Here is a 14,013-nt window from a genome sequence, read left to right on the forward strand (position 1 = left end):
TGGCCCTGCCCCTGGTGCTGGCGCCGATGTTCCTGGTGACATCGGTCGAAATGATGCTGGCATCCATGGCTTCGGGGGCAGTAGCGGCCATGCCCACGCTGAATGCGCGCAGCCCGGACATCTGGGATGAATGGGCAGGCCGGCTCGCAGCGGAGCACGCAACCCTGGGACGGCGGGTCCCCTGGGCAGCCAACTTGGTGGTCCACGGCAGCAATCCGCGTCTGGCCGCCGATCTGGCGGTGTGTGTGCGCCATCGAGTTCCCTGGGTGATCACGGCCCTGGGAAACCCGCGTGCCGTGGTCGAGACGGTCCATGGCTATGGCGGGCTTGTATTTGCAGACGTCAACACCCCCCAACTGGCCCGAAAGGCGGCCGGCGCCGGGGTGGACGGCCTGGTCCTGATTTGCGCGGGGGCCGGCGGCCATACGGGGCCGATGACACCCACGGCCTTTGTCGCCGCTGTTCGGGAATTCTTCGATGGTCCCCTGATCGTCGGTGGCGGGCTCGTTGACGGCAATGGCATCCGCGCGGTCCAGGCCATGGGAGCGGACCTTGCTTACCTGGGTACCCGCTTCATCGCCACACGGGAGAGCGCCGCGGTAGACGCCTACAAGCGCATGGTCGTCGACAGCGACTTCACCGACATCATCTGCACCAATGCCTTCACCGGGGCCTGGGCCAACAAGCTGCGACCCAGCCTGGTGGCGGCCGGCCTGGATCCGGACAAGCTGGTGGCCCGCGATCGGTTTGATTTGAACCGGCCCGAAGAAGAGGTCAAGGCTTGGAAGGACCTGTGGTCTGCCGGGCATGGCGTTGGCAGCGTCCACGAGATCGAAACGGTGGCCGAGGTCGTCGAGACGCTGGGGCGAGAGTACGTCCAATGCTTGGCGCGCCTCGACCAAGATCCTTGGGCAGCGCGCTGGCGGGCCGCCGCTATCGCGGCTCAAGCAGAGCAGGCGAGCAACACGTGAGCAAGCCACAGCAGCCCAAGCCAGCGAACAGCGCCGAGGCAAAGGGAGCCGACGACACCGAGCGGGGCACCACCGCCCGAGATCGCCAGCGCCACTATCGCGAGCAAGGCTGGTGGGGCGAGACACGCCTTCAGGATCTTTTTGACCACTGGGTAAAGACGCGGCCGCAAGCTTGCAGTGTGGTCGACCCGCCAAACCGCGACCGCTTTACCAGCGGAGCCGCATGCCGTCTCAGCTGGCTGGAGATCGACGCCAAAGTCCAAGCGCTGTGCGGCGTCATGCTGGACAGGGGCTTGGCATGTGGCGACGTGGTGTTGTTGCAGTTCCCGTCCGTCCATGAGTTTCTGGTGGCCTACCTGGCCTGCTTCCGCCTGGGACTGGTGGCATCGCCGGTCCCCCTCGCCTACCGCGCCCATGAGCTGAACCACATCGTTCCGCAGGGCCAGGTAAAAGCTCTGCTCGGCATGAACCGTGTCGCGACCTTCGACCACGGGCAGTTGTTGGTGCAGGTCGCCCGTCAGGCTGGCGGTCAACAGGTCATGCTCTGGGGCGACAATCTCCCCGAGGGCGCTGTGAATCTGGGCACCGAGATGGACCGCCAGGCGAAAGACCCGACCCTGCGCGTACGGGTCCATCAAGCAACGGAAAAAAATCCGGTGACCGCGGATGATGTCTGCCTGATCCTGTGGACGTCGGGTACCGAGGCCCTGCCCAAGCCCGTGCCGAGGACACACAACCACTGCCTGGTCTCGCGCAAGTTGATGACGGAGCCCGCAGCTCTGGAAATCGGCGAATGCATGCTCTCGCCCCGCCTGCTCAATACGATGGGGGGATTCGCGGGCACGGTCGTGACCTGGCTGGACTGCGCGGCTCAGGTCGTCTTGCACCAACCCCTGGATCTGCCGGTGTTCCTGCAGCAAATTGCCAACGAGCGCCCAGTCTTTACCAGCGGCCCGCCGGCCCTGTTGCAAACCCTGATGGCAGACCCTGAGGCGATGCGCCTGCTGGCCAACAGCCCCTTGCGCTGCATCTCCAGCGGCTCGGCCGCCCTCCCCGAGGAAGTCATGCTGCGGTTCAAACAGGAATGCGGCATCGACATCCTTAACTTTTATGGCTCCAGCGAGGGCGGATCCCTGTCTGCAACGCCGCGGGACATGGACGACCTGGGCGCAAGGGCGCGCTATTTCGCCCGCTTCGGCGCGGCCCACTGCACGTCCACGCTCAGCACAGCTCGCTATGTAGAGACGCGCCTGATTGATCCGGAAACAGAGGATACGATTGAGCAACCCGGCATGGTGGGCGAGCTTTGCTTCGACGGCCCTACGATGTTCACCGGCTACCTGAACATGCCCGAAGCCACTCGGGCGGCATTCACCCGGCGAGGAGAGTACCGATCGGGCGACCTGTTCGAGATCGCAGGTGATCGCGGTCAGTGGCTCCGGTTCGTGGGTCGGCGCAAGGAAATCATCGTCCGTGGCGGGATGAACATCTCCGCCCTGGAGGTCGAGGGCCTGCTGGCCCAGGTACCGGGCGTTCGGGAGGTGGCGGCGGTGGGCCTGCCCGACGAGCGGCTGGGAGAGATCGTCTGCGCGGTCGTGGTGCTCGCGCCGGGTACGGCCCTGGAACTGCCAGCGCTGACACGCTACCTGCAGGAAACGCTGTCGGTGGCGATCTACAAGTGCCCAGAGGCTTTGCTACGGGTGGAAAGCCTGCCACGCAACCCGGCCGGCAAGGTGATCAAGTCGGCCCTGCGTCAACAGGTGCAAGAAGCTGCTTCTAGCAGCGATGGTTCGTTGGAGCGGCGCGGATCCAGAAGCTAATGTGCAAGAGTGGCGCCGCGGGGGGGCCACTGGCTAGGTCAAGGGGAATAGAGGATCTGGCCGTGATACCGGGCTGGGGATCCTGGAGCTGCTGGCCTGCCCGGAGGGAATCGAACCCCCGACCCACAGCTTAGAAGGCTGTTGCTCTATCCAACTGAGCTACGGGCAGCCGAAGGCCGAAAAGAAAGAAATGGTCGGAGCGATAGGATTCGAACCTACGACCCTCTGGTCCCAAACCAGATGCGCTACCAGACTGCGCTACGCTCCGCCGGCGCTGATTCTACGGCCTGGGCCTGTGCCGCGGGAATTTCACTGCATTCCGGCCCCGCACTGATGCCTCAGGACGAATGCAGCGCCGCATGGCCCTCAGAGCGCTCAGCGCACCGCCGGGGACGCCGATTCCATCCAATGGAATTTACCGATGACGGGCCCTCGCCCTGCTGAGGACAATCGCCCGGCGATTTCCCAATAACCAGGAGACAGACATGCCACACATGCCCACCCGACGCGACTGCCTGAGCCTGCTGGCGCTGCCCGCACTGGGTGCCGCCTTGCTGCCCGCCCGCACCCAGGCGCAAGCGCCGGCGCCGGTCTACACCCAGCCCCTGCGCATCGTCCTGCCCTTCGCTCCCGGAGGCCCGACCGACATGATGGCCCGGGCCATCTCCAAGAGCATGAGCCAGACGCTGGGCCAGCCCGTGGTGATCGACAACAAGCCTGGCGGGGGTGGCCTGGTCGCTTTCGCTGACGTCGTCCGCGCGCCGGCCGACGGCTACACCCTGGCCTTCCCCTCCATCCTGGCGGTGACCAACCCGGCGCTGATGCCCAAGTATCCCTACGAGACCCTGCGTGACTTCACGCCAGTGACGGTGGTGGGCTTCATCCCCCACGTGCTGGCTGTACGCACCGACCATCCAGCCAAGAGCTTGGCCGACTTGGTGGCCACCGCCCGCGCCAAGCCCGATTCGGTCACCTATGCATCCTCGGGCAACGGCACCTCGGCGCACCTGGCAGCCGCGCTGCTCGCTTCCGAGGCCAAAGTCTCGATGCTGCACGTGCCCTACAAGGGCGCAGGTCCCGCCCTGACAGACCTGCTCTCAGGTCAAGTGGAGTGCATGTTCCTGGACACCAACTCTGCGATACCCCAGATCCGCGCCGGCAAGCTGCGCGCATTGGCGGCCGCGCCGCGGCGACGCATCGCCCTCCTGCCCGACGTACCCACGGTTGCCGAACAGGGCTATCCCAATTTCGACGTCCATGGCTGGTACGGGCTGTTGGCCCGCGCCGGTACGCCCGAGCCGATGGTCAACTTGCTGCACAACGCGGTTCGCATCGCCCTGGCGACACCCGAAGTGCGCGAGCAATTCCGCGGCGCGGCAGTCGACGCGGGCGGCATGCCACCTGCCGAATACCGCGAAATCATCCGCAACGATCTGGTCAAATGGAAAACGCTGGTCGATCGACTACAAATCAAACTGGACTGAAGGACACCGCCTCATGCGCATCGTCATCCCCGACGACTACCAAGATATCGTTCGTCGCCTCGACTGCTGGCAGCTCCTTCAAGGGCAGGAGGTCACTGTGCACCACGACACCGTCAAGGGCGTGGACGCCCTCGCCGAGCGCTTCGCGCAGGCCGAGGCCATCGTCCTGACCCGCGAGCGAAGCGTGATCACTGCAGCCCTGCTGGATCGCCTTCCACAGCTTCGGATCATCAGCCAGACGGGGGCCGTTGCGGCGCACCTGGACGTGGCGGCCTGCACCGAGCGCGGCATCGCGGTGGCCGCCGGCGAAGGCGCCGGCACTGCGACCGCCGAGCTGGCTTGGGGTCTGATCCTGGCCAGCGCCCGGCGTCTGGTCGACGAGGCCAACCGACTCAAGGGCGGACAGTGGCAGGGCCATGTCGGCTACAAGTTGCAGGGTCGGCGCCTGGGCGTCTGGAGCTACGGCCGCATTGGCAAGCGCGTGGCCGAGTACGGCCGGGCCTTTGGCATGCAGGTCTGGGTCTGGGGTGGTCCCGACTCGACTGCGAGGGCACGTTCCGACGGCTTTGAGGTGGCGCCCTCGCGCGATGCCTTCTTCGAACAAACCGACGTCCTGAGTCTGCAAATTCGCCTCAGCCCCACCAGCCGCGGCATCGTGCGGCGGGAGGACCTGGCGCGAATGAAGCCGTCAGCGTTGATCGTCAACACCAGCCGTGCAGAGCTGATCGAGCCCGGCGCCTTGGTCGATGCCCTGAAGGCCGGCCGGCCTGGTTTCGCCGCGGTTGACACCTTCGAGGACGAGCCGATTTTGGGGGCGAGCCACCCACTGCTCGCTTTGCCCAATGCCTTGTGCACCCCGCATCTGGGGTTTGTCGAGCAGGACAACTACGAGAACTACTACGGCACCGCCTTCCGCAACATCGTCGCCTTTGCGGCAGGCACGCCACAAGGTCTGGTCAATCCCGAGGCACTGTCGCGGGGGCGCTAACTGTTGCCCTGTGCGCCGCCTCGCCAAGCGCACAGCGGCAGTCGGATGAATCTTGATAAAGTCCTCGCATACCCATCCAGGAGTCCCCGTGCCCCGTACCGTCCAATGCATCAAGCTCGGCCAAGAGGCCGACGGCCTCGACTTTCCGCCCTACCCGGGCGAGCTCGGCAAGCGCATCTTCGAGAGCGTGAGCAAGCAGGCCTGGGCCGACTGGCTCAAGCACCAGACCATGCTGGTCAACGAGAACCGCCTCAACCTGGCCGACCAGCGCGCGCGTGAGTACCTCAAGCGTCAAATGGAAAGCCATTTCTTCGGTGGTGGTGCCGACCAGGCGGCCGGCTACGTACCGCCTGCTGCCTGAGCATTACCCTCTCCTTGCCTGCACCGCACGCCCTGGTGATTGGTGCCGGCCTGGCCGGTGCCTCCGCGGCCTCGGCCCTCGCGCGCCAGGGCTGGCAGGTGCAGGTGCTGGACGCAGCCCCAGCGCCTGCCTTGGGCGCCTCCTCCCTGCCCGCGGGGCTGATGGCGCCCCACCTTTCGGCAGACGATGGCTTGCTTTCTCGTTTGACGCGCCAGGGGCTCCTGGCAACGCGTGTCGAGCTCGATCGTCTTAGCGCGACAGGTCGACTGCGACCAGGCCTGGACTGGCAGGCAGACGGCACCCTGGAGCACCGCGTGCGCCACAGCCGGCCGGTGGCTTTGCCCGAGCAGGGCGCGGGCGCAAGCCGTCCCGCGCACCCCGAGGAGTTGGCTACGGCCGGTCTGCCAGCCGACGCCACGGCGATTTGGCACCCGCAGGCCGGATGGGTGCGGCCCAGCGCACTGGTTCGCGCCTGGCTGGCGGAGCCGGGGGTCCACTTCCAGGGCAGCACTCGCGTCGAACGCCTGGTGCCTGGCCAGGCCGATCAGGCAGATACCCGCCCGACCTGGCAAGCCCAAGACGAATCCGGCCGCGTCGTCGCGGAAGCGCAATTGGTGGTGATAGCAGCCGCACTGGGCAGCGCCGCGCTGGCCGAGGGCCGGCTGAGACTCCAGCCGGTGCGCGGCCAGGTGTCCTGGGGCCTGCGCAGTACGGAAGACACGCTCCCGCCCTTTCCGGTCAACGGCAGCGGCCATCTGCTGACTGGCGTGCCGCTGGGCGAGGGCCTGGCCTGGCTCACGGGCTCGAGCTACGGCCACGGCGAGCGCGATACCCAACCCCGGCAAGAGGACCATGCCGCCAACCTCGCCCGCATTCGCGCCTTGCTGCCAGCCGCCGCCGAGGCCTTGGCGCCCGCCTTCGCCGATGGCACCGTGCAGGCCTGGACCGGGGTGCGTTGCGCGAGCACCGACCGCAGGCCGCTGGTGGGCCTGCTGGCCCCCGGCCTATGGACGCTGACCGCCCTGGGATCGCGCGGTCTGACGTTTGCTGCGCTGTGTGCGGCGCTGCTGACCTCACGGGTGGCGGGCCAGGGCCTGCCTCTGCCTGCCGACTTGGCGGCCGCCCTCGACTTGGCGCGGCAGGGCGCGGCTGCTTCACCGGCCTCCGCCGACAACAGCCCGCCAAGCCGCGCCAATGCTGGCGAATTTGCTTATCCGGATAAGACGCCAACTAAAAATTAGTTGGGATGCATAAGGTGCGCGCCTAGAGTCGCGCCCCATGTACCAGTACACCGAATTCGACCGTCAGTTCGTCCGCGCACGGGCTGACCAATACCGCGACCAGCTCGAGCGCCGCCTCAGCGGCCAGTTGGCCGAGGAAGAGTTTCGCCCCCTGCGCCTGCAAAACGGCTGGTATGTGCAGCGCTTTGCGCCCATGCTGCGGGTTGCGGTCCCCTACGGCGAGATCGCCAGTCGCCAGTTGCGGGTTCTGGCCCGCATCGCCCGCGAGTACGACCAGCCCTCGGCCGAGGTGTTCGACGGAGCCCGCCAGCGCCAGGACTCACTGGGCCCAGTGCCCCTGCCAGGCGGCGGCTTCGCGCACTCCAGACTGACCGTGGGCTATGGCCATTTCACCACCCGCCAGAACGTCCAGTTCAATTGGATCCCGCTGGAAAAAAGCGCCGATGTGATGGACCTGCTGGCCAGCGTCGACATGCACGGCATCCAGACCAGCGGCAACTGCATCCGCAACATCACCACCGACGAGCTCGCCGGCATCGCCCCCGATGAGGCTGCTGACCCTCGGCCCTGGTGCGAAATCATTCGCCAGTGGAGCACCCTGCATCCGGAGTTCGCCTTCCTGCCCCGTAAGTTCAAGATCGCCATCACCGGCGCCGCCGAGGACCGCGCGGCCTCCGCCTGGCACGACGTGGGTTTGCAACTGGTTCGGGATGCGGCTGGCAGCCTGGGCTTTCGGGTTCTAGTCGGTGGCGGCATGGGCCGCACACCGGTCATCGCCTCGGTGATCCGCGAATTCATTGCGGCCGACCAGATCCTCAACTACCTGGAAGCCGTGGTGCGGGTCTACAACCGCTGGGGCCGCCGGGACAACAAGTACAAGGCCCGAATCAAGATTCTGGTCAAGGCAGAAGGCCAGCGCTACACCGACGAAGTGGAGGCGGAGTACCAGGCCATCGTGTCGCAGGACGGCGCACCGCATACCGTCACTGCCGCCGAGATCAACCGCATCAGCGCCTGCTTCCGCGCGCCAGCCGTTCAGGCCGGTGCGGCCACCGAACTGCCGCAGACCGACCTGTCCCCGGCCTACCAGCGCTGGCTGCAGCAAAACGTGGCCGCACACCGCGATCCGCACCTGCGCGCGGTGACTCTGTCCTTCAAGCGCCTGGGCCAGGCGCCAGGCGACGCCACCGCCGACCAGCTCGATGCCGCCGCCGACCTGGTGGACCGCTTCTCGGCCGGCGAAGCCCGCGTCACCCACAGCCAAAACCTGCTGCTGCCCTGGGTGCGCGTGTCCGACCTGCCCGCGCTCTGGGAGGCGGCCCGCGCACTCGGCCTGGCATCGGCCAATATCGGCCTGATCACCGACATGATCGCCTGCCCGGGTGGTGACTACTGCGACCTGGCCAACGCCCGGTCGCTGCCGATTGCCGAAGCCATCACCCAGCGCTACCAAGACCTCGACGAGCTGCACGACATCGGCCCGGTCGACCTGCACATCTCCGGCTGCATCAACTCCTGCGGTCACCACCACAGCGGCCACATCGGAATTTTGGGCGTCGACAAGGACGGCAAGGAGTGGTACCAGGTCACCCTGGGCGGGTCCGATGGGTCGCAGCTGTCAGGCGCAGCCACCCCTGGCAAGGTGGTCGGCCCCTCTTTCTCCGCCGCTGAGGTGCCCGAGGTCATCGAAGCGGTCCTGGACACCTACCGGCGCGAGCGGATCAGCCAAGGCGACCGCTTCGAGGCCTTCATTGACACCCTCAGGCGGATTGGCCTGGACCCGTTCAAGTCCGCTGCGAACGGCGCGCGCCTTGGCGTGACCGAGGACAGCGCGAAGGAGGTCGCGTGATGGACTTGCACCTCCTGCTGATCACTGCGGCCGACCACCAAGCCCAGGCCGCCGCTGCCTACCCGGGTGTGCTGGCCCTGGCCAATGACATCGATGTGGCAGGCATATCCCTCGAAGGCGTTGAGCGCATCGACCTGCATTTCCCCAGCTTTGCCGACGGCCGCGCCTTCAGCCAGGCCTTTCAACTGCGCCGCCGCCGAGGCTTTGCGGGCGAGATCCGGGCGACCGGTGACGTGCTGATTGACCAGTTGGTGCAAATGCAGCGGACCGGCTTTAACAGCGCGGTGCTAAGGGCCGACCAGAACCCGGCCCACGCCGCGCGCCAGTTCGCGCGCTTTGAGCGCTACTATCAGGGTGACGCGGTCACCCGGGCACCGCGCTTCCAAGAAGCGGCTGCGACATGACCGTCCCTCAGGCAGCCAGCGTTCCAGACGAGGCAGCCCCGGCTGCCCGGGCTATGCAAGTGCATGCGAAACCCAGCGCCGACTTCGACGCCAAACTGGCGGCCACCCAGGCCCTGCTGCGGCACGCCGCCGCTGAAGCCGCGCCGGTGACGCAGGCCTCGAGCCTGGGCGCCGAGGACGTGGTCATCACGCACATCGTCAACGCGCTAGCCCTGCCAATTCCCGTCTTCGTGCTCGACACCGGCGCCCTGCATGCCGAGACACTGGCCCTGCTGGCGCGCACCCGTGCCAACTCGCGCGCTCCGGTGAATGTCTATCGCCCGGTACCGGAGGCGGTGGTGCAGTTCGTCGCCCGCGAAGGGCGGGACGCGATGTACCGCAGCGTCAACCTGCGCAAGGCCTGTTGCGGAATCCGCAAGATGGAGCCCCTGGCCCGCGCCCTCGAAGGCCAACGCGCCTGGATTACCGGGCTGCGCCGCGAGCAATCCAACGCCCGCGCCGACGTGCCTGCCATCGACACCCGCGAGCCCCGACTCAAGTTCAACCCCTTGGCTGACTGGACCTGGGGCGACGTCTGGCACTACATCGCGACCCGGGGCGTGGACTACAACGCCCTGCACGACCGCTTCTTCCCCAGCATCGGATGCGAGCCCTGCACCCGGGCGATCAGCCTGGGCGAGGACTTCCGCGCGGGTCGCTGGTGGTGGGAAAGCAATGACCTCAAGGAGTGCGGCCTGCACGTCAAGCCGCCGGCGGACGATCGATCGCCAGCCCCCCAGACCCACGAAGAAAGCCCCGCATGAATGCGCGTACCGAGTCGCAATACCTGCAGACACTGAGCAACCAGCACCTGGACGCTCTGGAGGAGGAGACCATCTTCATCCTGCGGGAGGTCGCGGCCACTTTCGAGCGCCCCGCCCTGCTTTTTTCTGGCGGCAAGGATTCCCTGGTGCTTCTGCAATGCGCCGAGAAGGCCTTCGGCCGCGGCCGCATTCCCTACCCGCTGCTGATGATCGACACCGGCCACAACTTCGCCGAGGTCACCGAGTTCCGCGACTTCCGCGCCCAGGAACTTGGCGCCGAGCTGATCGTACGCAGCGTCGAAGACTCGATGAAGCGGGGCACCGTGCGCCTGGCGCACGCGGGTGAGTCGCGCAACGTGCACCAGTCGGTCACGCTCCTGGAGGCGATCGAGGAATTTCGCTTCGACGCCCTGATCGGTGGCGCCCGCCGTGACGAAGAAAAGGCCCGCGCCAAGGAGCGCATCTTTTCCCACCGGGACAGCTTCGGCCAGTGGCAGCCCAAGGACCAGCGTCCCGAGCTGTGGACCCTGTTCAATACCCGCCTGCAGACAGGAGAACATTTCCGGGTTTTTCCGATCTCCAACTGGACCGAGCTCGACGTGTGGCAGTACATCGCCCGCGAGCACGTGGCGCTGCCCTCCCTCTACTACGCCCATGCCCGCCAGGTGGTGGAACGCCGCGGCTTGCTGGTGCCGGTGACGGATCTCACCCCGGCGCGCGAGGGCGAGACGGTCGAAACCCGCAGGGTGCGGTTTCGCACCGTGGGCGACATCACCTGCACATGCCCGGTGGAAAGCCCGGCCGCCACCGCCGCCGAGGTGGTGATCGAAACGATTTCAGCCAACGTTTCCGAGCGCGGCGCCACCCGGATGGACGACAAGACCTCCGACGCCTCGATGGAAAAACGCAAAAAGGACGGGTACTTCTGATGACCGACGCCACCTTGGAACACCTGCCCACACCGACATCTACTGAGGCCCCGGTGTCGGCACTGGGCTCGGCCGCGGGTGACCACGCCACTGCCTTGCGCTTCATCACCTGCGGCAGCGTCGACGACGGCAAGAGCACCCTTATTGGCCGCCTGCTGGTCGACAGCCGCGCCGTGATGCAAGACCAACTGGCCAGCGTCTCTCGTTCCGGCGAAACCGACCTGGCCCTCCTCACGGACGGCCTGTCTGCTGAACGCGAGCAGGGGATCACGATCGATGTGGCTTATCGCTATTTCGCCACTCCCAAACGCAAGTTCATCATCGGCGACGCTCCGGGCCACGAGCAATACACCCGCAACATGGTGACAGCCGCCTCCAGTGCCGACGCGGCAGTGGTTCTCGTCGACGCCACCAAACTGGACTGGCAGGACGCCGCGCTCGCCCTGCTCCCCCAAACCCGCCGACACACCCTGCTGGCGCACCTGCTGCGTGTTCCCTCCCTCGTGTTTGCGGTGAACAAGCTCGATGCGGTGGCAGACCCGGCTCTGGCCTTTGCCCATATCAGCGGCTCGCTCAAGGCGTTCGCCCGAGCGGCAGGTGTCGCAGTGCGGGCGATCGTGCCGATCTCCGCCCTCAAGGGCCACAACGTGGTGGCCGCCATGCCGGGCTGGTGCGGCTACGAGGGACCCTCCCTGCTGGCGCTCCTCGAGACTCTCGATGTCACCGCCGCCGAAACCTCAGAAGACCTGGCCTTCCCCGTGCAGTGGGTGGAGAAGTTCTCCGGCAGCGCCGACACCACCCAGGGCCGCCGCGTCTTTTGGGGTCGGGTGGCTACCGGCCAGCCCGAGGTCGGCCAGTCGGTCCGTGTGCTGCCCTCAGGGCAGCAAGCGGTGATCGCCCAGGTCCTGAACCATGTGCGTCTCCCGGCCCCGGTGGCCGCAGGCCACAGCGCCGGCATCGTGCTGGACCGCGAGGTCGACGTCTCTCGCGGTGATTGGCTGCTCGCAGAAGGCGCACATTCGCCCGAGCCCTCGCGGGAGATCTCGGCCACCGTCGCCTGGCTGGACGATGAACCGCTGGTCGCTGGCCGGATCTATTGGGCCCTCCATGGTCACCGCTGGGTCAAGGCCAAGGTGCGACGGGTGGTGCACCGTTTGGACATCCAGACACTGCAGGAAGCCGACGCCAGCCAACTCGAGCCCAATGCGATAGGCCATATTGAGCTCACGCTCCAGGAAGCGCTGCCCACCCTGCCCTTTGCCCGTTCGCGCCTGCGCGGCAGCCTGGTTCTGGTAGACACCTCCTCCCACAAGACTGCGGGGGCCGTTCTGGTGCGCTGATTGCACTTTGCCCCTACAGGCCGATTGCCACAGGCCGGGCCTAGGGCCAAGTCGCCCCGCGCAGGGCCTGGGCCAGGCGGCAACGAATCCTGTGGCCCTTCGACTGACTCGGCGCCCCTATCCCCCCACCGGTTTCGCCCCTCGCAGAGCCCGTTAAAATCAAATCTTTGTTCGGCACAAGCTTTTCACCATGACCCACGTCGTCACCGAATCCTGCATCCGCTGCAAATACACCGATTGCGTTGACGTCTGCCCTGTGGACTGCTTCCGCGAGGGGCCGAACATGCTGGTGATCGACCCGGACGAGTGCATCGACTGCGCGGTGTGCATCCCGGAGTGCCCCGTCAACGCCATCTATGCCGAAGAGGATGTGCCGGCCGACCAGATCCCGCTCGTCAAGCTCAACACCGAACTCTCCCGCGCACCCGGCTGGAAAAGCATCACCAAGCGCAAGCCCTCCCTGCCCGACGCCGACGAGTGGAAAGACAAGACCGGCAAGCTCTCCGAGCTGGTGCGCTGACGCTACTGTGCCTCACGCCTTCATGCAGCCCAACGCGAACCCAGAAGTGATTGATACCGCCGGTGCCCACGAGGGCCCGATCGAGACAGACGCCGTCATCATCGGCGCCGGACCGGTCGGCCTGTTTCAGGTCTTCGAACTCGGCCTTCTCGAGCTCAAGGCCCATGTGATTGACTCCCTGGCCTACCCAGGCGGCCAGCCGATCGAGCTGTATCCGGACAAGCCCATCTACGACATCCCGGCGATCCCTGTCTGCACTGGCAAGGAGCTCACCGACGCCCTGATGAAGCAGATCGAGCCTTTTGGTGCGACCTTCCACCTCGGGCAGACGGTCGACGTGGTGCGTAAGCAGGAAGACGGGCGCTTTTTTGTCGAAACCAGCAAGGGCACCCGTTTCCTCACCAAGACCATCTTCATCGCCGCCGGTGTCGGCGCCTTCGAGCCGCGCAGACTGAGGGTAGAGGGCCTGGACGCCTTCGAAGATCAGCAACTGTTTTATCGCGTGAAGAACCCGGCCGACTTTGCCGGCAAAAACCTCCTCATCGTCGGCGGTGGCGACTCCGCACTCGACTGGACGCTCAACTTCGCGGCCGAAGGCCCGAACAAGGCCGAGAGCGTGATCCTGGTGCACCGTCGCGACGGATTCAAAGCAGCACCCGCGTCGGTCGCCAAGATGCACGAGTTGTGCGAGCAGTACGAGATGCAGTTCATCGTTGGCCAGGTCACCGGCTACGAAGAGCGCGAGGGCCGCATGGTGGGCGCCAAGGTCACCGGCGCCGACGGTGTGACCCGTGTGGTCCCGATGGACCTGCTCCTGGTCTTCTTCGGCCTTTCGCCCAAGCTCGGCCCGATCGCAGACTGGGGCTTGGCCATTGAGCGCAAACAATTGGTGGTCGACACCGAGAAGTTCTCCACCAGTGTGCCCGGCATCTTTGCGGTGGGCGACATCAACACCTACCCGGGCAAGAAGAAGCTCATTTTGTCGGGCTTCCATGAGTGCGCGCTGGCGGCCTTCGCGGCGGCGGCGATTGTCTTCCCCGAGAAGGGCAAGATCCACCTGCAATACACCACCACATCGCCCAAGCTGCACAAGGTGCTGGGCGTGGAGTCACCGGTCTTCGACTGAGGCTGCGACAGCGCATCTGCGCCTCAGACGTTTCAGGGCGGAGGCTGCAGGGAGCCCCGATTTTTCTGGCTATAATTTGAGGCTTATTCCCCGATAGCTCAGTCGGTAGAGCGCCGGACTGTTAATCCGTAGGTCCCTGGTTCGAGCCCAGGTCGGGGAGCCAAAAAAGTCGAGATG

General features: G+C 66.2%; 13 protein-coding genes and 3 tRNA genes. 14 read left to right on the forward strand and 2 right to left on the reverse strand.

Annotated elements, in window-relative coordinates; all coding sequences use genetic code 11:
- Positions 1-26: 26 nt before the first annotated feature.
- Together QE494_RS12025 and QE494_RS12030 are read left to right on the forward strand one after the other, a co-directional pair.
- The gene (locus QE494_RS12025; protein WP_300043654.1) at positions 27-971 is read left to right on the forward strand and encodes a nitronate monooxygenase family protein; all 945 of its coding nucleotides are present in this window, start codon (positions 27-29) and stop codon (positions 969-971) included.
- Positions 968-2,791, forward strand: coding sequence for a class I adenylate-forming enzyme family protein (locus tag QE494_RS12030; RefSeq protein WP_300043623.1), 1,824 nt, complete (start codon positions 968-970; stop codon positions 2,789-2,791). The genes QE494_RS12025 and QE494_RS12030 overlap by 4 nt, the downstream gene beginning before the upstream one ends.
- A gap of 92 nt (positions 2,792-2,883) precedes the next feature.
- Here QE494_RS12030 and QE494_RS12035 read toward each other — a convergent pair.
- Both QE494_RS12035 and QE494_RS12040 read right to left on the reverse strand, forming a co-directional pair.
- Positions 2,884-2,960: transfer RNA gene (locus QE494_RS12035), tRNA-Arg, on the reverse strand.
- 22 nt (positions 2,961-2,982) lie between these two features.
- A tRNA-Pro gene (locus QE494_RS12040) sits at positions 2,983-3,059 on the reverse strand.
- A gap of 217 nt (positions 3,060-3,276) precedes the next feature.
- Between QE494_RS12040 and QE494_RS12045 the strand changes: the two genes are divergently transcribed.
- From QE494_RS12045 to QE494_RS12100, 12 genes are all read left to right on the forward strand, one after another.
- The gene (locus tag QE494_RS12045; protein ID WP_300043624.1) at positions 3,277-4,275 is read left to right on the forward strand and encodes a tripartite tricarboxylate transporter substrate binding protein; all 999 of its coding nucleotides are present in this window, start codon (positions 3,277-3,279) and stop codon (positions 4,273-4,275) included.
- 13 nt (positions 4,276-4,288) lie between these two features.
- Entirely contained in the window at positions 4,289-5,263 is a 975-nt protein-coding gene (locus tag QE494_RS12050; protein WP_300043626.1) for a D-2-hydroxyacid dehydrogenase family protein, read from the forward strand.
- Positions 5,264-5,351: 88 nt separating this feature from the next.
- The gene (locus QE494_RS12055) at positions 5,352-5,624 is read left to right on the forward strand and encodes an oxidative damage protection protein (protein ID WP_300043627.1); all 273 of its coding nucleotides are present in this window, start codon (positions 5,352-5,354) and stop codon (positions 5,622-5,624) included.
- Positions 5,625-5,638: 14 nt separating this feature from the next.
- Positions 5,639-6,865 (forward strand): FAD-dependent 5-carboxymethylaminomethyl-2-thiouridine(34) oxidoreductase MnmC, encoded by a 1,227-nt coding sequence (gene mnmC / locus QE494_RS12060; protein ID WP_300043628.1) that lies wholly within the window; start codon positions 5,639-5,641, stop codon positions 6,863-6,865.
- A gap of 37 nt (positions 6,866-6,902) precedes the next feature.
- Positions 6,903-8,714 carry a nitrite/sulfite reductase gene (locus QE494_RS12065; protein ID WP_300043630.1) on the forward strand — a complete coding sequence of 604 codons (1,812 nt, stop codon included), beginning with the start codon at positions 6,903-6,905 and terminating at the stop codon, positions 8,712-8,714.
- Complete coding sequence (locus QE494_RS12070; protein WP_300043632.1) at positions 8,714-9,118, forward strand: DUF934 domain-containing protein; 405 nt, start codon at positions 8,714-8,716, stop codon at positions 9,116-9,118. Before QE494_RS12065 ends, QE494_RS12070 begins: the two co-directional genes overlap by 1 nt.
- Positions 9,115-9,921, forward strand: a complete 807-nt coding sequence (locus QE494_RS12075) for a phosphoadenylyl-sulfate reductase (protein ID WP_300043633.1) — start codon at positions 9,115-9,117, stop codon at positions 9,919-9,921. The genes QE494_RS12070 and QE494_RS12075 overlap by 4 nt, the downstream gene beginning before the upstream one ends.
- Entirely contained in the window at positions 9,918-10,850 is a 933-nt protein-coding gene (cysD, locus tag QE494_RS12080; protein ID WP_300043634.1) for a sulfate adenylyltransferase subunit CysD, read from the forward strand. Before QE494_RS12075 ends, cysD begins: the two co-directional genes overlap by 4 nt.
- Complete coding sequence (locus QE494_RS12085; protein WP_300043635.1) at positions 10,850-12,190, forward strand: sulfate adenylyltransferase subunit 1; 1,341 nt, start codon at positions 10,850-10,852, stop codon at positions 12,188-12,190. Before cysD ends, QE494_RS12085 begins: the two co-directional genes overlap by 1 nt.
- A 190-nt stretch (positions 12,191-12,380) precedes the next feature.
- Complete coding sequence (gene fdxA, locus QE494_RS12090) at positions 12,381-12,710, forward strand: ferredoxin FdxA (RefSeq protein WP_300043636.1); 330 nt, start codon at positions 12,381-12,383, stop codon at positions 12,708-12,710.
- Between the two features lie 22 nt (positions 12,711-12,732).
- A complete protein-coding gene (locus QE494_RS12095) occupies positions 12,733-13,836 on the forward strand; it encodes an NAD(P)/FAD-dependent oxidoreductase (protein WP_300043637.1) in 1,104 nt (367 codons plus the stop codon).
- A gap of 87 nt (positions 13,837-13,923) precedes the next feature.
- Positions 13,924-13,999 (forward strand) — tRNA-Asn (locus QE494_RS12100).
- The last annotated feature ends 14 nt before the right edge of the window (positions 14,000-14,013 follow it).

Source organism: Ramlibacter sp. (assembly GCF_029866045.1).
GTDB lineage: Bacteria > Pseudomonadota > Gammaproteobacteria > Burkholderiales > Burkholderiaceae_C > Ramlibacter.